Below are 18,140 nucleotides of genomic sequence, written 5' to 3'. Positions count from 1 at the left end.
GGCCGGCACCCGGACGCCCCGCTCGGCGGCGATCTCCAGCCACTCCTCCACCAGCCGGGGGTGCTCGCCGCCGAGCATGCGGGCCAGCCGGTCCCCCGCCCGGCGCGGGGCCGCCGGGCGGGTCTCCTCCGGGGCCGGCGGCAGCGGCTCGGCCCGGACCAGCGGCTGCCCGGCCCGCCGCCCGGCCACCTCCACGGCGGCCTGCTCCAGCACGGCCGCCGCCGAGGGGCCGGCCCCGCGGTCGCTGCCCACCAGCGCGGCCGAGACCAGGTGCTCCCATTCGCTCACAGTGTCACCACCCGTCCGTACTCGTCCCAGGTGGTCAGCAGGCGCAGGCCGTCGGGGGTCCACTCGGCGGCCACGGTCACCGGATGGCCGCCGGAGACCGCAGCCAGGTTCCACGGCGGCGCGGCCGAGGGCAGCAGCGGCACGGCGTTCTCCTCCTTGGGATGGTGGTCGGTCAGATGCCAGGCGTCGCCGGAGCGGGCCGGCACCACGTCGGTGAGGATCAGCGGCCAGGACTCCGTCCACGGGTCCCTGGCCAGCACGTCGGCGATCAGGCCGGGCACCTCGGCGACGCGGATCCCGTGCGGCGGAGCCTGGATGGGCGTGGCGGGCGCGTGGCGCTCGGCGACCAGCGCCCGCAGCGGCGCGGCGCCCGGGTAGAAGGCCAGGTCGGCGTCGAGCGTGGTGCCCAGCACCAGCGAGGCGTCCAGCACCTGGCCGACCGGGGCGAAGGACAGGACCAGGGCCGGGCGGCCGGTGGCCCGGCCGTGCAGCCAGACCCGGCGGGAGACCAGGCGGTCGCGCTCCTCGTCCCGGGTGGCCACCACCTGCCAGTGGTCGCGGACCGGGGGCCGGGCGAGCACGGCCTCCTTCGGCGTGGAGAAGCCCACCCGGGACCTGATCGTCTCGGCCAGGTCCGCCGGGAGCTCGGCGCTGCGCCGGTAGCCGACCGCGAGCAGGTGGATCAGCCCGTACTCGGCGAGCAGCCTGGCCGGCCAGTCCTCGTGCCTGAGCACCCGGCTGAGCCCGGCGACCGCGCTGGAGACGCCGGGGGCCTGCGCGTCGATCAGCCGTTTGGCCAGCTCGTCCCAGTCCCGCAGGCCGGTGCGGCGGGCGTCCGCGATGCCGTGGGCGATCTGGTCGCGGAGCCAGCGCTCCAGGTCGGCCAGCCCGGCCTCGACCCGCTCCGCCCGCTGCCGGGCGCGCCGCTCGTCGGTGACCTTCTCGGCCTTCTCCGTCGGCTCCGCCTCCGCCTTCGCCTTCTCCCTGGCCTCCTGCCTGGCCGCCCGCTCCCGGCGCTGGTCCAGCCACTCGCCCACCCAGTCCACCGGCTCCTCGACGGGCGGCGCCCCGTCCGCCGACCAGAGCAGCAGCAGGCCAAGCGCGTGCTTGCAGGGGAACTTCCGGCTCGGGCAACTGCACTTGTACGCGGGCTCGCTCAGATCCACACACGCCCGGTACGGCTTGGCGCCGCTGCCCTTGCACTCCCCCCACACCACGGCCCCGGTCACCCCGGTCACCAGCCACTTCGCGGGGGCGCTCACACCTGCCGCCGCCTTCTGCGACGCGGCGTCCGGCGCGAGCGCCAGCACCTGATCCCGACTCCAACGTTCGATCACGCGCCGCACCATATCCGGGGCGGACGACAAAACAAGCCCGCCCAGTTCAGCCCGTTGTTCGGGGTCCGGGTTCTGTCGGTGGCGCGTGAAATACTCACTCCGTGATGGCGCGATTCGCTCAAAGCACCCATAGCGAGCTTATCGGGCGGTCCGCCGAGCTGGCCCGGCTGCGGGGGGTGCTCGACGCGGCGGCCGGGGGGCTGGCCGGTGTCGCGCTGGTCGGGGGCGACGCGGGGATCGGCAAGACCCGGCTGGTCAAGGAGCTGTCCCGGCTGGCCGGGGAGCGGGGGTTCGAGGTTCTGGTCGGCCAGTGCGCGGAGCTGGGGGACGCGCTGCCGTACCTGCCGCTGGCCGACGCGCTGCGCGGGGCCGGGCCGGACGGGCCGGTGCCGGGGGCGCTGGCCGCGCGGCCGGTGCTGCGGCGGCTGCTGCCGGACGGGGAGGCCGCGCCGGGCGACCCGGTGACCGGGGGGCTGGCGCAGCAGCGGCTGTTCGGTTCGACGATCAGCCTGCTCGGCGAGGTGGCCGGGCAGCGGCCGGTGCTGCTGGTGCTGGAGGATCTGCACTGGGCCGACCGGTCCACCCGCGACCTGGTGGTGTTCCTGACCCGGATGCTCCAGCGGGAGCGGGTCTGCCTGGTCGGCACCTACCGCACCGACGACCTGCACCGCCGTCATCCCCTGCGCCCGGTGCTGGCCGAGCTGCACCGGCTGCCGCTGGTCACCGGGGTGGAGCTGGCGCCGCTGCCGGACGACGCGATCGCCGCCCACCTGCTGGAGCTGTGCGACGGCGACACCGCCGTGCTCGACGGGGTGATCCGGCGCGCCGGGGGCAACCCGTTCTTCGCCGAGGAGCTGTTCGCCGCCACCGCCGAGGCCGAGCGGCTGCCCGGCACACTGGCCGACGTGCTGATGGCCCGGGTGGAAGGGCTGCCGGACACCGCGCAGCAGGTGATCCGGGTGGCCGCGGTGGCCGGGCGCAGGGTCGACCACGACCTGCTCAGGGCGGCGGCCGGGCTGGCCGACGGGCCGCTGGAGGAGTCGCTGCGTGAGATCGTCTCGCGCGGCCTGCTCACCGTGGACCGGCGGACCGGCTATCAGTTCCGGCACGCGCTGCTCCAGGAGGCCGTCTACGGCGACCTGCTGCCCGGCGAGCGGACCCGGCTGCACCTGGCTTTCGCGGGCCTGCTCACCGAGCTCGGCGGCGCGCCCGCCGAGCTGGCCCACCACTACGCCGCCGCGCACGACCCGCGCGGCGCGGTGCTCGCCTCGGTGGCGGCGGGGCGGCGGGCCATCGAGCTCGGCGCCCCCGCCGAGGCGCACCGCCACTTCGACCGCGCCCTGGCCGACTGGGAGCATGTGCCGGACGCCGAGCGGCTGACCGGCGTCACCCTGGCCAGGCTGGCCCTGGACAGCGCCGCCGCGGCGGCCGACAGCGGCGAGTACCACCGGGCCATCGCCCAGCTCAAACGGCTGCGGCGGCTGGCCACCACCCCCGAGCTGGTGGCCGAGGTCAACGAGCGGCTGGCCTACTACCAGGCCGACGTGGACGATTTCGCCGGCATGCTGGACGCGGCCCGCACCGCGGTAACGACCCTCGACCCGCTCGGGAACAGCCCGCTGCTGGCCCGCGCCCTGGCCACCTACGCGCGCACGCTCTGGGCCGCGGAACAGCCGGGCGAGGCGCGGGCCACCGCCACCCGGGCGCTGGAGGTGGCCCGGCACACCGGGGCCGGCGACGCGGAGGCCGCCGCGCTGGTCTCGCTGGCCCTGTTCGAGGAGGCCACCGGCACCCTCGCGCAGGCCGAGAAGCTGCTGTCCGGCGCCGCCGCGCAGAACTCGCCGATCCTGTCCATCAACCTGCGGGCCCGGTTCAACCACGCCCGGGTGCAGTTCGAGCAGGGCCATCTGGAGGCCGCGGCCAAGTCGGCCGAGGACGGGATCCGGCTGGCCGGGGAGACCGGGCTCACCTGGAGCCTGTTCGGCACCGACCTGCGGTTCCTTCAGTATCTGGTGCACTACGTGGACGGGGACTGGGCCACCGCCGAGACGCTGGCGGCCGGGTTCGGGGTGCGGGTGGGCACCATCCCCGAGGCGACGCTGTCCTCCTTCGCGCTGTTCGTGGAGGTCGGGCAGGGGCGGGAGGCCGCCGACGAGCGGCTGCGCTGGCTGGCGCCGTTCTGGGGGGACGAGCTGGTCAACTACATGGCCCGGGGCATGGCGGCCGAGCAGGCGCTCTGGCGGGGGGATCCGGGCACCGCGCGGGAGCATGTGGAAGCGGTGGCCGGCACGCTCAAGCCGTACGATCCGGGGTGGATCCGGATCGCGGCCACGGGGCTGTGGGCGCTTGCCGAACTGGGCAGCCAGCAGCGGGCGGCGGTCCGGGAGCGGGCCGACGAGCTGCTGGCGGCGGCGCGGCACGCGGCGGCCAACGGCCTGTCCGGGCCGCGCGGGGAGCTCGGCCCTGAGGGCCTGGGCTGGCTGGCCCGGGCCGAGGCGGAGTGGCACCGGGTGTGCGGCACCGCCACACCGGAGGTCTGGCGGGCCTCGGTGCACGCCTTCGGCTTCGGGTTCCGGTACGAGGAGGCCCGGTCACGGTGGCGGCTGGCCGAAGCCCTGCTGGAGGCCGGGGAGCGGGAAACGGCCCGGGTCGAGTGGCACGCCGCCGTGGCCGTGGCCGAGCAACTGGGGGCGGCGCCGCTCGGACGGGCCCTGACCGAGCTGGGGCGCCGGGCCAGGTTCGCGGCCGGGGAGGCGCCGCCGCCGAGCCTGCTGGGCGGGCTGACCAGCCGGGAGCGGGAGGTGCTCGCCCTGGTGACGGCCGGGGCGTCCAACCGGGAGATCGGGGAGCGGTTGTTCATCTCGCAGAAGACGGCGAGCGTGCACGTGTCGAACATCCTGGCCAAACTCGGGGCCACCACGCGGACACAGGCCGCGGCCATCGCCCATCAGGAGGGCATCGCGGGTCAGGAAAACTAGGATTTTCGCATGAGCACACCGAAACTCGCCGAAGAGCTGGGGCTGGTTCCGCATCCCGAGGGTGGTTGGTTCCGGGAGGTGTGGCGGTCGCCGGTGGCGTTCCAGCCGCCGGGGTATCCGGGGGCGCGGAGCAGCGCCACCTCGATCTACTTTCTGCTGGAGCCCGGGGAGGAGTCGGTGTGGCACGTGGTGCGCAGCGCCGAGCTCTGGTTCTGGCATCGGGGTGGGCCGCTGGTGCTGACCCTGGGCGGGGATGGGGCCGCTCCCGGTGCGGAGACGGCTGTCGTGCTGGGGCCGGATGTGGCGGGTGGGCAGGTGCCGCAGGCGCTGGTGCCGGCGGGGACCTGGCAGGCCGCGCGGCCCGCCGGGGAGGAGGGCGTCCTGGTGAGTTGCGTGGTGTCGCCGGGGTTTGACTTCGCGGACTTCCGGATGCTCGATGGAGACGGAAATACTGAAGGATGAGCATGCCCATCGTGGAGCATTTTGGAGGTCGACGGTGACCCGCCACATCGTTTCCGTAATCGCAGGGAAAGACGGCTCGCTTGGGCCGGTCTACGAGTCGGTCAATCCGGCCCGGCTGGACGAGATCGTCGCGGAGGTCCGGCTGGCGGACGTCGAGACGTTCGCGGGAGCCTGCCGTGCCGCCAAGGAGGCGCAGGCGGAGTGGGCGCGGGTGCCGGCTCCCGTCCGGGGGCGGGTGGTGGCCTCGATCGGGCGGCTGGTGGAGGCCAACGCCGAGACGCTGGCGCGGCTGGTGACCGAGGAGATCGGCAAGCCGTACGCGGAGGCGCTGGGCGAGGTTCGGGAGATCGTGGACACCTGCGACTTCTTCCTGGGGGAAGGGCGGCGGCTGTACGGGCAGACCGTGCCGTCCGAGATGCCGGACAAGAACCTGTTCACCTTCCGTACGCCGGTGGGGGTGGCGGCGATCATCACGGCGGGGAACTTCCCGGTGGCGGTGCCCTCCTGGTATCTGGTGCCCGCGCTGCTCTGCGGCAACGCCGTGGTGTGGAAGCCCGCCGAGTACGCCGCCGCGTCCGCGCACGCGCTTTTCCGGCTGTTCGTGGCGGCTGGGTTGCCGGATGGGGTGTTGAACATCGTCTTCGCGGACGGGGAGACCACCTACGCGGGGCTTGAGCGGGGGCTGGCCGAAGGGTTGGTGCAGAAGGTCGGGTTCACCGGGTCGTCCGAGGTGGGGCGGCGGGTGGGTGAGCTCTGTGGGCGTCACCTGCAGGCGCCCTGTCTGGAGCTCGGTGGGAAGAATCCGATGGTGGTGACGGCGGACGCCGATCTCGACCTCGCCGTCGAGGGGGCGCTATTCGCGGGGTTCGGTACTGCTGGGCAGCGGTGCACCTCGCTGGGCACGGTGATCGTGCACGAGTCGGTGCACGATGAGTTCGTGGCTCGGTACGCGGCGGCCGTCGGGGCCGCGGAGATCGGGGATCCGGGCGGCGATGTCCTCTGCGGGCCCCTTCTGGATCGTCGCTTCGCCGACCGGTTCGAGGCGTATCTGGGGTGGATCGAACCCCATCACCAGGTGGTTTCCGGCCCGGTTGGGCAGATCAGCGCTGACAATCCGCGTGGCGAGTTCACCGGGGCGGGTGGGCTCTACTACCACCCGGTGATCGTGGACGGTGTACGGGACGGTGATCGTCTCTTCCTTGAGGAGACCTTCGGCCCGATCGTCGGCGTAACCACCTACCAGACCCTGGACGAGGCGATCGAACTCTCCAACAAGCCCGGCTATGGACTCTCCTCCTCCATCTACACCACCGACCCGAAGGCGGCGTTCCGCTTCCGGGAGGGCATCTCGGCCGGAATGGTCAGCGTGAACAACTCGACCTCGGGCGCGGAGGCACACCTCCCCTTCGGCGGAAACGGAAAGTCAGGTAACGGAAGCCGCCAATCCGGAATGTGGGTCCTCGACCAGTTCACCCGATGGCAGGCCCTGAACTGGGACTACTCGGGCCGCCTGCAGAAGGCCCAGATGGACGTCGCCGACATCACCCCAGACCTCGGCTTCCGCCTCTGAACCAGTGGCCGCGAGGCTGCTACCGGGGTCCTACGACCTGCTGGCGCTGGCTGCCCAGCCCGTCGATGCCGAGTTCCATGACGTCGCCGGGCTGGAGCCAGATGGGCGGATTGTGGCCCATGCCGACGCCGGGCGGGGTGCCGGTGTTGATGAGGTCGCCGGGCTCCAGCACCATGAACTGGCTCAGGTGGTGCACGATCACGTACGGGTCGAAGATCATGGTCTTGGTGGTGCCGGTCTGGCGGCGCACCCCGTTGACCTCCAGCCACATGCCGAGGTTCCTGACATCGGGGACCTCCTCCGGGGTGACCAGCCACGGCCCGGCCGGGTTGAACGTCTCGGCGGACTTGCCCTTGCTCCACTGGCCGCCGCGCTCCAGCTGGAAGGCGCGCTCGCTGACGTCGTTGACCACGCAGTATCCGGCGATCGCGTCAGCGGCCTCCTCCGGCGAGTCCAGGTAGGAGGTGCGGCGGCCGATGACGACGCCCAACTCCACCTCCCAGTCGGTCTTGGACGCGCCACGCGGGATGCGCACTTCGTCGTACGGGCCGATCAGGGTGTTGGGCGACTTGGTGAACAGGATCGGCTCGGCCGGGACGGCCTGGCCGGTCTCGGCGGCGTGGTCGCTGTAGTTCAGGCCGATGCAGAGGATCTGGTGCGGCCGGGCGATCGGCGCGCCGACCCGCTCGCCGGCGAACGCCCGCACATCGCCCCGGGCGACCCGGTCGGCCAGCAGCGCGGTGCCGCCTGCGGCGAAGAAACGCTCGTCGAAATCGGGGGTGACGTCCGAGACGTCGATGTAGTGGGACTCATCGACGCGGACGACCGGCTTCTCGGCGCCGGTTGCGCCGATGCGCATGAGGTACAAGGCACTTCTCCTTTCGGGGTCAGCGGTAGACGAGGCCGGCGCCGACCTCGATCACTTGGCCGGTGACTCCGGCGGCGCCGTCACCGGCCAGGAAACGCGCCGCCGCGACCAGGTCGGCCGGCACCAGCCGGCGGCGCATCGTCTGCCGGGCGATCACGTCGGCGTCCAGTTCGGCCTGGTCACGGCCGTCGGCGAGTTCGACTTCGCTCGCTGTCTTGATCGCGCCTGGCGAGATCGCGTTGACCGTGATGCCGTCCGGGCCCCACGCCCGCGCCAGCGACCGGGTCAGCCCGACCAGCGCCGCCTTGCTGGCGACGTAGGCCGGTCCGGAGGGGCCGGCCAGCCGTACCGTGGCCGAGGTGATGTTGATCACCCGCCCCCAGCCCCGTGTCCGCATCCCGCCGGCCAGCGCCTGCGCCAGCAGCATCGGGGCGGTCACGTTCACCGCGAAGGTCGCCTGCCACTCGGCCGGCGACAGCTCGTCGGGGGTCACGTTCGAGGCTCTGGCCGCGTTGTTGATCAGGATGTCGACCGCGCCGGCCTGGTCCGCCAACGCCGATACCGCGGTCGGCTCGGTCAGGTCGGCCTCGACGATCCGCACCTTCGCGCCCGCCTCCGTGCAGTGCCGCGCCACCTCGGCGGTCTCCTGCTCGGCGGCCAGGTGGTGAAGCACCAGCGTGACGCCCGGCTCCGCCAAGCCCTCGGCGAGCGCCGCCCCGATGCCCCGGCGGGCTCCGGTGATCAAGATCGTACGCCCGGTCACGGCCGTACCTCCGGGGTGAGCACGGTCTTGACGGTCCGGCCGGACCGTACCAGGGCCAGCGCGTCGTCGATCCGATCCAGCTCGAACCTGTCGGTGACCAGCGGTGCCAGCCGGGCCGCGTGACGGCGGATGACGTCGATGGCCGGGGGAAAGCTGTTCAGGATGGCCATCGAACCCACGATGGTCAACTCGTCGGCGTAGATCCGGTACGGCGACACCGCGGCCGTGGCCTGCGGCGAGGCGACGCCGAAGACCAGCAGATGGCCGGCGCGCGCCACGCAGTCGAGGGCCTGCGCGAACGCCCGCGGGCTGCCGGTCGCCTCGATCACCCACGGCGCCCGCAGCCCCGCGGCTTCCTCGGGGTCGCAGGCGCGCGCGCCGGTCAGCCGTTCGGCGAGTTCCCGCCTGGCCGGGTTGATGTCCACCACGGTCACCGGCCCGACGCCCCGCGAGTCGAGCATGATCGCCAGGATGAGCCCCATCGTGCCGGCCCCGAAGACGATCGCGGGCTCGTCGGGCCGGGGGTTCAACCGGTGCAGGCCGCGAACCGCGCAGGCCACCGGTTCGGCCAGCGGGGCCGCCTCCAGGGGGAACGACTCCGGCAGGCGGTACAGGTTGGCCTCGGGCACCGCGGCGAACTGGGCCCACGCGCCGGGCCTGGTGGCGCCGAGCGCACCCCACCGCAGGCACATGTTGCCCTGCCCCCGCCGGCATGGGTCGCACCGGCCGCAGTGCAGCGACGGGTCCACGGCGACGAGGTCGCCCACCGCGTACCCGCCTACCTCGGCACCGACCGCGACCACCTCGCCGTACGGTTCGTGCCCGGGGATCAGCGGCAGCCGGTCCACCCCGAGGTCGCCGCTGACCAGGTGCAGGTCGGTGCCACAGATGCCGCACGAACGGACGGCGATCACCACGCCGTCGGGCGCCGGCGCCGGATCGGGCACCTGGGTCACGGCGAGGCGGTCCGGCGCCTCTACCACCACGGCGTGCATTGGCTCCCCCTCACTCGAAGACGATCAGGCCGCGGGTCTGCATGCCGGAGCTGAGCGCCTCATACGCCTCGTCCACCTGATCGATCCGCCATCTCCGGGAGACCAGTTCGTCCAGGCGCAGCCGCCCGGCGAGATACAGGTCGACCAGATCGGGAAAGTCGACCGGTGGATTCGACGAGCCGTACTTGGAGGCGATGATCCGGCGTTCCCCGTTGAGCAGATGTCCCGGGTCAAAGGAGAGCGTCGCGCCGTCCGGATAGCCGGCGATCAGCACGCAGGTGCCCTGGGGGGCCAGCACGCGGGTCGCGAGCGGGAACGCGGAGGGCGCGCTGCTGGTGACGAGGGCGTAGTCCACGCCACCGCCGGTGATGTCGAGGATGCGCGCGACGGCGTCGTCAGCCGTCGCGTCCACACAGTGCGTGGCGCCGAGTGCCGTGAGCGCGGGAAACTTCTCCGGCACCACGTCGACGGCCACGACCGGGTACGCGCCGGCCAGCGCGCCCGCGTGCAATGCGCTGATACCGACCCCGCCGCAGCCGACCACCACCATGCTCTCGCCGGTCCGCACCCGCGCGGTGTTGCGCACCGCGCCCACCCCGGTCGCGGCGGCGCAGCCGATCAGCGCGGCCAGGTCCAGCGGCATCCGCGGGTCGACGGTGACCACGGCGCGTTCGTTCAGCACGGTCAGCGGCGCGTTGGTGGCCGGGCCGTAGTGGAAGACCTCCGCGCCGTCGAGGTGGAACCGGGTGGTGTGGTCGGCCATCCGGCCCAGTGGCGGCCCGGCGGCGCACAGGGCGGGGGCTCCCCGCAGGCAGGTACGGCACCGGCCGCAGCCGGGCGCCCAGGAGACGATGACATGGTCGCCTTCGGCGACCGAGGTGACGCCGGGGCCGACCGACTCGACCACCCCGGCCCCCTCGTCGCCCAGCACGATCGGCATCGGGATCCCCGCGTGCTGGCCGTTCATGGTGTACAGGCAGCTGTGGCAGACTCCGGAGGCCGCCATCCGCACCCGTACCTCGCCCGCGCGGGGTTCGTCGACGTCCAGTTCGACGACGCGGTGCGGGGTGCCCGCCTGGAACAGCACCGGCGTGGCTACGCGCATCGGGTTTCCTCCTCCAACGATCAGCCGGCGGCCGGGCCGGACAGGTGGATCTTGACTTCGGCGCCGGTGGCGGCGGTGCGCAGCGCGTCCGGCGCGTCGCCGACCGGACGGATCGAGGTGACGAGCCGGTCGACCGGCGCTCCGGCGGCGATGAGCCGCTCCGCGGCGGTGAAGTCGCCGGGTACGTACATGGCCGAGCCGGCGATGCGGATCTCCTGGTCCTGGATAACCTCGATGGCGACCTCCAGCGGACCGTGGCCGACGCCGACGACGATCACGCTGCCGCCACGCGAGGACAGCGAGATCGCGACCCCCAGCGAGCCGGCGGTCGCCACACAGTCGAAGACCACGTCCGGACGGCCGCCGAGCACCTCGGCGAGGCCGGATTCGAGTGCCGGGTCGGCCGCGTCCAGGGCCGCCACCGCGCCCAGCCGGGTGGCCAGCGCCCGCTTGCCCGGGACAGGATCGGTGACCGCCACCGCGGCGGCCCCCGCGTCGAGCGCCGCGAGCAGCACGCACTGCCCGATCGTGCCGCCGCCGAGCACGGCGGCCGTGCACCCGTCCAGCCGCCCGCCGCGCCCGGCCGCCAGGGCGACGGCGTGCACTGCGGTGGCCAGCGGCTCGGTCATCGCCGCCGCCCCCAGGCCGACCCCGGCGGGGACCGGGGCGAGCGCGGCGTGCGGCACCGTGAAGTAGTCGGCGAACGCGCCGGGCCGGTGCGAGCCGATCCCGATCAGGTTGGCGCACAGGTTCTCCCGGCCGCGGCGGCAGTAGAAGCACCGTCCGCAGTGCAGGGCCGGGCGGAGGTAGACGGCGTCACCGACCGCGAGACCGGACGTGCCGGGACCGATCTCGGCGACCACGCCGGACGCCTCGTGGCCCGGCGCGATGGGGTAGGGCAGCCAGGGATGCCCGCGCCGCAGTGTGTGCAGGTCCGAGCCGCAGATGCCGGCGTAGGCCATGCGTACCAGGACCTCGCCCTCCGCCGGCCGGCAGATCGGCACTTCGCGCACCTCGGCCAGCTCAGGCCCGTTGATCCACACCTGTCGCATACTCACTGCTCACCGCTCCTTTCCGCGGTCGCGCCGAACAGATGGCCGGGGACGCCGTGCCGGCCGACATCCAGCAGGTAGACCGATCCCCCGCCACCGGCCGGGTCGACGTCGTCCGCGGCGGTGGTCACCGCGAGCAGGCCGAGGTCGGGTCCGGCGAAGGCGCATGAGGTGACGTTCCGGTCGGGCAGGTCGACCCGTCCGACCGGGGTGCCGTCGGCGCGCAGCCGTACCAGACAGCCGCCACCCCAGACGGCGAGCCACAGGTCGGCCTGGGCGTCCACGGTCAGGCCGTCGGGGATGCCGTCGGGGATGCGAGCGATGACCTCGCCGGCCCCGACCCCGCCGTCGCTGGAGAACGCGGCGCGGGACACGGTCCGTTCGCCGCTGTCGACGAAGAACATCGTGTCGCCGGACGGGTTCCAGGTGATGCCGTTGCCGTGGCTGATTCCGGACCAGTGCCGGACGGTGTCGCCGGTGGGGCCGATCGACCACAGGGCGGCGGTGTTCGGCTGTCCCGGGCAGACCGTGCCGGCCCAGAGCCGGCCGTCCGGGCCTGCCTTCGCGTCGTTGAACCGTATCCCAGGGGGCTGGTCGGGGATTCGCGCGAGCTCGGTGGCCGGTCCGCCCGGCCCTGCCGTACGCAGGACCCGCCGGTCGGCGGTGAGCACCAGGCCGCCGCCGGTGTCGGCGGCGATCGCACTGAGCACCCCGGTCACGACCGGCCGTCGTTGGTGCCCGCCCGGACCCAGCGTGTGCAACTCACCGCGTACCGCGTCGACCCAGCGGAGTTCCGCGGTGCCGGGCAGCCACAGCGGGCTCTCTCCCAGCGCGCACCGGCTGTCGACGACCTGTACGGTACGCGCGGGGAGGCGGGGCAGGCGGCCGAGGTCCATCAGCACTCCGGCGGCAGGCAGGCGATCACCCGGACTGTGCCCCGCAGGCACAGCGGTCCGGCCGCGGCGGGCACCACCAGCGTCTGGCCGCGCGCGATGGGGGTTTCCCCGCCGTTCCAGACCAGTGTGCCCGCGCCGCCGGTGACGACGAGGACGGCGAATCCGGCGCCCGGCAGGGCCAGATCCTCGGTGCACTCCGCCTGCCAGGCGCGGAAGTAGGCGTCCGCGTCGGCGGGGAAGAGGCTGCGCAGCCGGCCGCCGGAGGACGACCGCAGATCACGGGAGGCCGGCATCAGCTCGCCGAGCCGGTCGGCGTAGCCGTTCAGGTCGAAGCAGGTCAGCGCGAGATCCCAGCCCAGTCCCAGGGTCGCCGCCGCCGATCCCAGCCCGAACGCGTCGTGCTCGGCGAGGACCGAGAACGAGGTCGGTTCCTGCAGTTCGGTCACCATCACGCCCGCGCCGATCGCGTGCGGCAGCCCGGCGGGAACGTAGAACACCTGGCCGGCGGTCACCGGGATCTCGTTCATCGCGGCGAGCATGGCGGTGCTGTCCTGGGCCGTGATCCAGCGCCGGAGCTCCTCGGCGGCGACCCGCTCGCGCAGGCCGAGCCAGACCCGGGCACCGGGCGCGGCGGCCAGCACGATCCAGCCCTCGGTCTTGCCGAACCGGCTGCCCAGATGGGCCCGGGCGAAGTCGCGGGTCGGGTGGCAGTGCACCGGCAGCCGTTCGCCCGCGTCGAGCAGCTTGACCAGCAGTCCGCTCTCGGCGCCGTGGGCGGCGGCCAGTTCCTCCCCCAGCCAGGCCTGTGGGGCGGCTTTCACCAGGTCGCGAAGCGAGCCGCGGTCGGTCCGCGAGACGCCCGTGTCCTGCGGATATCCGGGTGGCAGGAGGGCGGCGGGCAGGGCGGTCAGCGAGCCGACCCAGTCCTCAGGGCCGGTCGGGGAGTCGCCGCCGCCCCGGAACTCGCTGATCCGCTCGCCGCCCGCGTAGTAGACCGGTATCCGGTTGTCCGCCAGCAGCAGCGGGGCTGGTCTGGAGTTCATCGGCTGCCTTCCGCCAGAGTCGGGTCCAGGGGATGAAGCGGTCGCGGGGCGTGCCGGAACTCGAGGTAGTCGAGCCGGGGCGTGCTGGCGCCGGGCAGGTCGAGCAGGATCGCGCCGGCGTGGATGCCGCGGAACCCGGCCCGGTACATGGTGGCCGAGCGGACCACGACGGTGTCCGCGTCGGCGGGTTCGAGCCCGGCGTGCCGGTATCCGGCGGGATCGAAGGTCGGCGCCGGGCGCTCGGTCACCAGCACCACCAAGCCCTCGCCGGTGTCGACGGTCGCCCAGCGGCCCATGGAGATCGCCTGGCCGGTCATCGAGTCACCGGTCAGAATGACCGGTTCCGCGCCCAGCCGCCGTACGGTTCCGGACAGCGGCGTCGGCCCGGACCATCGCGGATCCAGGGTCGCGCCGACCACGGTGCCGACCGTGGCCCCCGGTCCCGCGGCGAAACACGCGGCCACCGCCGGAGCGTCCACCACCGTCGCGTACGCCCGCAGGCCCCGGCCGTGCTCCCGCAGTGCCGCGATCACGGCGGCGCTGTCGGCGGTGGCCCCCGCCGTGGGCGAGTCGGCGGACTGAACCAGCAGCACCGGCCCCAGCCCGGTACCCGGGCGGATCCGGCGGATGGCCTCGGCGACCGGCACCGGCTGGACCGAGAACCCCGCCCTGCCGTCCCACGCCGCACCGGCGATCCGATCGGCGACCGCCTCGGCCGCCGCCGCGGCGCCCGGCGCTCCGGTGTGGGTGACCGTCACGGCGAACCCCAGCTCCGGTACGTCCAGCCAGGGCTGCACCGGGAACAGCGACACGTCGAGGATCGGCCCGCCGGTCGCCGCGTCGGCGAGCGCGCGCAGCCGCGCCATCGGCGGGTCGGCCAGGGCCTGCGACTCGGCCGGCACCAGCATGGGCCGTTTGGCCAGCGCCGTACCCGGCATCGGCCCGCCGTCCGCCGCGCGCAGCGCGAGGTCGGCGCCGCGCCGCCCGGTCTCGCCCTGGTCCACGTGCGGGTAGGTGTGGAAGCCGATCAGCGCGTCGGCGGCGCGCACGATCCGCCGCGTCACGTTGGCGTGCAGATCGTGGGTCACGATCACCGGCACGCCGGGGGCGAGCGCCGCGCGCGCGGCTTCCACCAGCACGGCGTCGGCGGCGGCCGCGCCGTCGGCGACCAGCGCGCCGTGCAGGCAGAGCACCAGCGCGTCGACAGGTCCCGCGGCGGCCAGGCCGTCGGTCAGCAGCCCCCGCAGGGTGGCGAAGCCGGGCCGGTCGAGAACGCCGCCGGACATCGCCCAGGCCCGCATGATCGGCACTGGCCGGGCCCCGGCCTCCCCGATCCGCTCGACCGCGCCGGCGAACTCCGTGTTGGTGCCGGCGGACCTGTCCATGGCCTCGGCGCCCAGCCAGAGCCCCTGCGCCCGGAAGTCGTCCAGGGTGGACGGTTGCGGGGAGAAGGTGTTGGTCTCCTGGATGAGACTCGCGACGGCGATCCTGACCGGCATCAGTGCATCACCCAGCCACCGTCGACGACCAGCAGTTGCCCGGTCACGAACGAGGCGTCCTCGCTCAGCAGGAAGCTCGTCGCCGCCGCCACGTCCGCCGGTTCGCCGCGCCGGCGCAGCGACTGCACGGCCGCCAGGTCCGCGGCGAGTTCGGCCTCGCCGCCGTACACCGCCTCCGCCGGGGTACGGATCGCGCCGGGCGCGATGGCGTTGAACCGTACGCCGTCCGGGCCGGACTCCCGGGCCAGCGCCCGGGTCAGCCCGATCAGCGCGGCCTTGGAGGTCACGTAGTGCAGGTTCCCGGTCCGGCCGAGCAGCGGCGTGACCGACGACATCACCACCACCGCGCCGTGGCCGCCGGCGGCCAGGTCGGGATAGGCCGCCTGGACGCAGAGGAAGGCGCCGGTGACGTTGACCGCGAGCACCCGTGCCCAGTCCTCGGCGGTGAGCCGCCGCCAGTCGCCCCGCGCGGCCACCGACGTCGCCGCGTTGCACACCAGCGCCGAGACCGGCCCCAACCGGTCGCGGGCCGTGCTCACCAGTTCCGCGACCTGATCCGGGTCGGACACGTCGGCGGGGATCGCGGTGGCCCGGTCCGCGCCGATCTCCCGGACCAGCTCCTCGGCGGCGGTCTCCTCGTCCGCCGCCGGGTGGTAGTTGACCGCGACCGCCGCGCCGTCGGCCGCCAGCCGCCGCGCGATCTGGCGGCCGATGCCGCCGGCCGCCCCGGTCACCAGGGCCACCCGGCCCGCCAATGACCCTGCCGGCATCAGAACCTCGGGAACTTCGCGCGGAACCCGGGCTGGGCGGTGTCGGCGAACTCGCTGCCCTCGCCGTTCCTGCGGTGGTAGTCCGCGTAGAAGCGCAGCTTGTCCTGGTCGATCTCGACGCCGAGTCCGGGTCCGGCCGGCACCTGGATCCGCCCGTCGCGGAAGGTGAACGGCTCGGTGATGATGTCGTCGGCCTGCTCCGGCAGGTGGGAGTCGACGGCGTGGCTGACCATCGTCTCCGCGGCGGCCACGTGCAGCACCGCCGCGGTGGAGATGCCCAGTTCGCGGTCGCTGTGCATGCTCAGGCCGAGGTTGAACGTCTCGCACACCTTCGCCAGTTGCAGCACCGAGCTGGGGCCGCCCCAGAAGTGCACGTCGCCGAGGATCACGTCGACCGCGCGCAGCCGTACCGACAGCGGGATCTGCTCGAAGGTGACGCAGCACATGTTGGTGGCCAGCGGGACCGGGGTGCGCTCCCTGACCAGCGACATTCCCTCGATCCCCCAGGTCGGGTCCTCGCAGAACTCCAGGCCGTAGTCGGCCAGCTCGTTGAGCACCCGGACACTGGTCTCCACCGACCAGACCGCGTTGGGGTCGATCCGCAGGTACCGCAGCCGCGAACCGAGCCGCTCCCGCATGATGCGGACCGAGGCGATCTCCTGCTCCGGCGGCAGGACCCCGTTCTTGAACTTGATGTCGGTGAACCCGTAGGTGTCGAAGAGCTCCTCGGCGTGGTCGGCGGCGTCCTCGGGACGGTCACCGTTGCCGATCTCGCCGGTGGCGGCGTAGCGGTAGAAGACGTACGCGGCGAACTCCACCTGTTCGTTCTCGATGCCGCCCCACAGGTCTCCGCAGCGCTTGCCCAGCGCCTTGCCGACCAGGTCCCAGCAGGCCATCTCCACGGCGGCGCCGGCCAGCTTCGCGGCGCCGACCAGCGCCAGCTGCTCGCTGGTCATCCGGAAGACGCTGAAGCGGCGGGTGATCCGCCACACCTCCATCGGATCGACGCCGATGTAGAGGTCGCGGTGGAGCATGAGGGCGCGCACGACCTCGTCGCCGCCCCGGGTCTCGCCGACGCCGATCAGGCCCTCGTCGGTGATCAGTTCCACGATGGTGCGGGTGGTGGACACCTCGACGCCGAAGGACCAGCGCAGCGGCCGGCGCAGCGGCACCGTCACCGGGGTCGCACGGATGTCAACGATCTTCAAGAGAGGGTCCCTTCGGGTCGGACCTCGGCGAGCACCGCGCGGACCGCGGCGAGGGTGGCGTCGACGTGGCTGTCCTCGTGCGCGGCGGACACGAACCAGGTGCCTCGGGGCAGCACCCGCACCCCGTGGCGGAGCAGCGCCGCCGCGAAGTCGGCGTACCGCGCGTTGTCGGCCTGCTGGGCCTCGCGGTAGTCGCGCGGGCGCACCGCGCCGAACCGCACCTGGAACACGGCCGGATAGCCGACGACCTGGGCGTCCACTCCCGCTGCCGCGAACTCCCCGCGCAGCCCGTCCATCAGCCGGGCGCCGACCTCGTCGAGCCGCCGGTACGGCGTGCCCTCCCTGATCTGGGTCAGGGTGGCGAGCGTGGCGGCCATCGCGATGGACTGGGTGTTGTAGGTGCCGCCGTGCAGCACCTGCCGGTCGGCGATCAGATCCATGTACCGCCGCCGTCCCACCACGGCGGCCACCGGGAACCCGTTGGCCAGCGCCTTGCCGAGGATGGTCAGGTCGGGTACCACGCCGAACCGTTCCTGCGCGCCGCCGGGGGCCACCCGGAAACCGGTGATCACCTCGTCGAAGACGAGCACGGTCCCGGCGGCGTCGCAGGCTTCGCGGACCGCTTCGAGGTAGCCCGGCGCGGGCAGGATGCCGGCGCTGTTGAACATGACCGGCTCCATGATGACGGCGGCCACGTCACCGGCGCCGAGCCGCTCGCGCAGGGCCTCGGCGTCGTTCCAGGGCAGTACGGAGATGTTCTGGTCGGGTATCTGGCCCGCCGATCCGGGTAGCGGCACCGGCGCCTCCCGCGGACCGGCCTTGGCGAGGTCCGGCGCCACGCTCCACAGCACGTTGTCGAACCAGCCGTGGTAGTGGCCCTCGAACTTGACCACCACCGACCGCCCGGTGGCCGCCCGCGCCACCCGCAGCGCGGCCTGCACCGCCTCGCTGCCGGAGACGGAGAAGCGCACCAGCTCCGCCGAGGGCACCAGGTCGACCAGCAACCGCGCGGCGGCGTACTCCAGTTCGGTCTGCCCGGCGACGAGGATGCTCCGGTCCAGCTGCGCCCGCGCGGCCTCGACGACGGCCGGTGGCCGGTGCCCGAGCAGCATCGGCCCCATGCCGAGGAAGTAGTCGATCAGCCGGTTGCCGTCCACATCGGTCAGGATCGCGCCGTCCGCCGAGGCGAAGACCAGCGGATGGGGGCGGATGCCGAGCCGGAAGGCGCTGTTCACCCCACCCGCGACCACCGCGGCGGCCTGTTCGACCTGTGCCCGTGACACGTCGAATTCCATCAGTGGCTCTC

General features: G+C 73.5%; 16 protein-coding genes. 3 read left to right on the top strand and 13 right to left on the bottom strand.

Annotation, left to right across the window (positions count from 1 at the left end; translation table 11 throughout):
• Both KIP79_RS41565 and KIP79_RS41560 read right to left on the bottom strand, forming a co-directional pair.
• On the bottom strand, positions 1–288 hold a 288-nt coding region (locus KIP79_RS41565), incomplete at its 3' end, for a DUF5691 domain-containing protein (protein ID WP_443611874.1).
• Entirely contained in the window at positions 285–1,625 is a 1,341-nt protein-coding gene (locus KIP79_RS41560) for an SWIM zinc finger family protein (protein ID WP_308170175.1), read from the bottom strand. The genes KIP79_RS41565 and KIP79_RS41560, both read right to left, overlap by 4 nt.
• Before the next feature lie 104 nt (positions 1,626–1,729).
• Here KIP79_RS41560 and KIP79_RS49870 point away from each other — a divergent pair, with 104 nt between their 5' ends.
• Genes KIP79_RS49870 through KIP79_RS41545 form a run of 3 tightly spaced genes read left to right on the top strand, consistent with a single transcriptional unit; the run spans position 1,730 to position 6,635 of the window.
• A complete protein-coding gene (locus KIP79_RS49870; protein ID WP_214110547.1) occupies positions 1,730–4,603 on the top strand; it encodes a helix-turn-helix transcriptional regulator in 2,874 nt (957 codons plus the stop codon).
• 9 nt (positions 4,604–4,612) lie between these two features.
• Positions 4,613–5,065: a cupin domain-containing protein gene (locus KIP79_RS41550; RefSeq protein ID WP_214110543.1), complete on the top strand. Its 453-nt coding sequence runs from the start codon at positions 4,613–4,615 to the stop codon at positions 5,063–5,065.
• A gap of 34 nt (positions 5,066–5,099) precedes the next feature.
• Complete coding sequence (locus tag KIP79_RS41545; protein ID WP_214110542.1) at positions 5,100–6,635, top strand: aldehyde dehydrogenase family protein; 1,536 nt, start codon at positions 5,100–5,102, stop codon at positions 6,633–6,635.
• Positions 6,636–6,654: 19 nt separating this feature from the next.
• Here KIP79_RS41545 and KIP79_RS41540 read toward each other — a convergent pair whose 3' ends face one another.
• Genes KIP79_RS41540 through KIP79_RS41490 form a run of 11 tightly spaced genes read right to left on the bottom strand, consistent with a single transcriptional unit; the run spans position 6,655 to position 18,129 of the window.
• Positions 6,655–7,503: a fumarylacetoacetate hydrolase family protein gene (locus KIP79_RS41540; protein ID WP_214110541.1), complete on the bottom strand. Its 849-nt coding sequence runs from the start codon at positions 7,501–7,503 to the stop codon at positions 6,655–6,657.
• 19 nt (positions 7,504–7,522) lie between these two features.
• Positions 7,523–8,266 carry an SDR family NAD(P)-dependent oxidoreductase gene (locus KIP79_RS41535; protein WP_214110540.1) on the bottom strand — a complete coding sequence of 248 codons (744 nt, stop codon included), beginning with the start codon at positions 8,264–8,266 and terminating at the stop codon, positions 7,523–7,525.
• Entirely contained in the window at positions 8,263–9,261 is a 999-nt protein-coding gene (locus KIP79_RS41530) for an alcohol dehydrogenase catalytic domain-containing protein (RefSeq protein WP_214110539.1), read from the bottom strand. Before KIP79_RS41530 ends, KIP79_RS41535 begins: the two co-directional genes overlap by 4 nt.
• A gap of 10 nt (positions 9,262–9,271) precedes the next feature.
• On the bottom strand, positions 9,272–10,366 hold the full coding sequence (locus KIP79_RS41525; protein WP_214110538.1) for a zinc-binding dehydrogenase: 1,095 nt from the start codon (positions 10,364–10,366) through the stop codon (positions 9,272–9,274).
• A gap of 20 nt (positions 10,367–10,386) precedes the next feature.
• Positions 10,387–11,418 (bottom strand): zinc-dependent alcohol dehydrogenase, encoded by a 1,032-nt coding sequence (locus tag KIP79_RS41520; RefSeq protein ID WP_250214717.1) that lies wholly within the window; start codon positions 11,416–11,418, stop codon positions 10,387–10,389.
• A 2-nt stretch (positions 11,419–11,420) separates the two neighbouring features.
• On the bottom strand, positions 11,421–12,314 hold the full coding sequence (locus KIP79_RS41515; RefSeq protein ID WP_214110536.1) for an SMP-30/gluconolactonase/LRE family protein: 894 nt from the start codon (positions 12,312–12,314) through the stop codon (positions 11,421–11,423).
• The gene (locus tag KIP79_RS41510) at positions 12,314–13,357 is read right to left on the bottom strand and encodes a class I mannose-6-phosphate isomerase (RefSeq protein WP_214110535.1); all 1,044 of its coding nucleotides are present in this window, start codon (positions 13,355–13,357) and stop codon (positions 12,314–12,316) included. The genes KIP79_RS41515 and KIP79_RS41510 overlap by 1 nt, the downstream gene beginning before the upstream one ends.
• The gene (locus tag KIP79_RS41505; RefSeq protein ID WP_214110534.1) at positions 13,354–14,856 is read right to left on the bottom strand and encodes a M81 family metallopeptidase; all 1,503 of its coding nucleotides are present in this window, start codon (positions 14,854–14,856) and stop codon (positions 13,354–13,356) included. The genes KIP79_RS41510 and KIP79_RS41505 overlap by 4 nt, the downstream gene beginning before the upstream one ends.
• Positions 14,856–15,626: an SDR family NAD(P)-dependent oxidoreductase gene (locus KIP79_RS41500; protein WP_214110533.1), complete on the bottom strand. Its 771-nt coding sequence runs from the start codon at positions 15,624–15,626 to the stop codon at positions 14,856–14,858. Before KIP79_RS41500 ends, KIP79_RS41505 begins: the two co-directional genes overlap by 1 nt.
• On the bottom strand, positions 15,626–16,834 hold the full coding sequence (locus tag KIP79_RS41495; RefSeq protein ID WP_214110532.1) for an enolase C-terminal domain-like protein: 1,209 nt from the start codon (positions 16,832–16,834) through the stop codon (positions 15,626–15,628). The genes KIP79_RS41500 and KIP79_RS41495 overlap by 1 nt, the downstream gene beginning before the upstream one ends.
• Complete coding sequence (locus KIP79_RS41490; protein WP_214110531.1) at positions 16,831–18,129, bottom strand: aspartate aminotransferase family protein; 1,299 nt, start codon at positions 18,127–18,129, stop codon at positions 16,831–16,833. The genes KIP79_RS41495 and KIP79_RS41490 overlap by 4 nt, the downstream gene beginning before the upstream one ends.
• Between the last annotated feature and the right edge of the window lie 11 nt (positions 18,130–18,140).

The organism is Acrocarpospora catenulata (assembly GCF_018476525.1).
In the GTDB taxonomy this organism is placed as follows: Bacteria; Actinomycetota; Actinomycetes; order Streptosporangiales; family Streptosporangiaceae; genus Acrocarpospora; species Acrocarpospora catenulata.
This window is presented reverse-complemented; position numbering and strand designations above follow the sequence as displayed.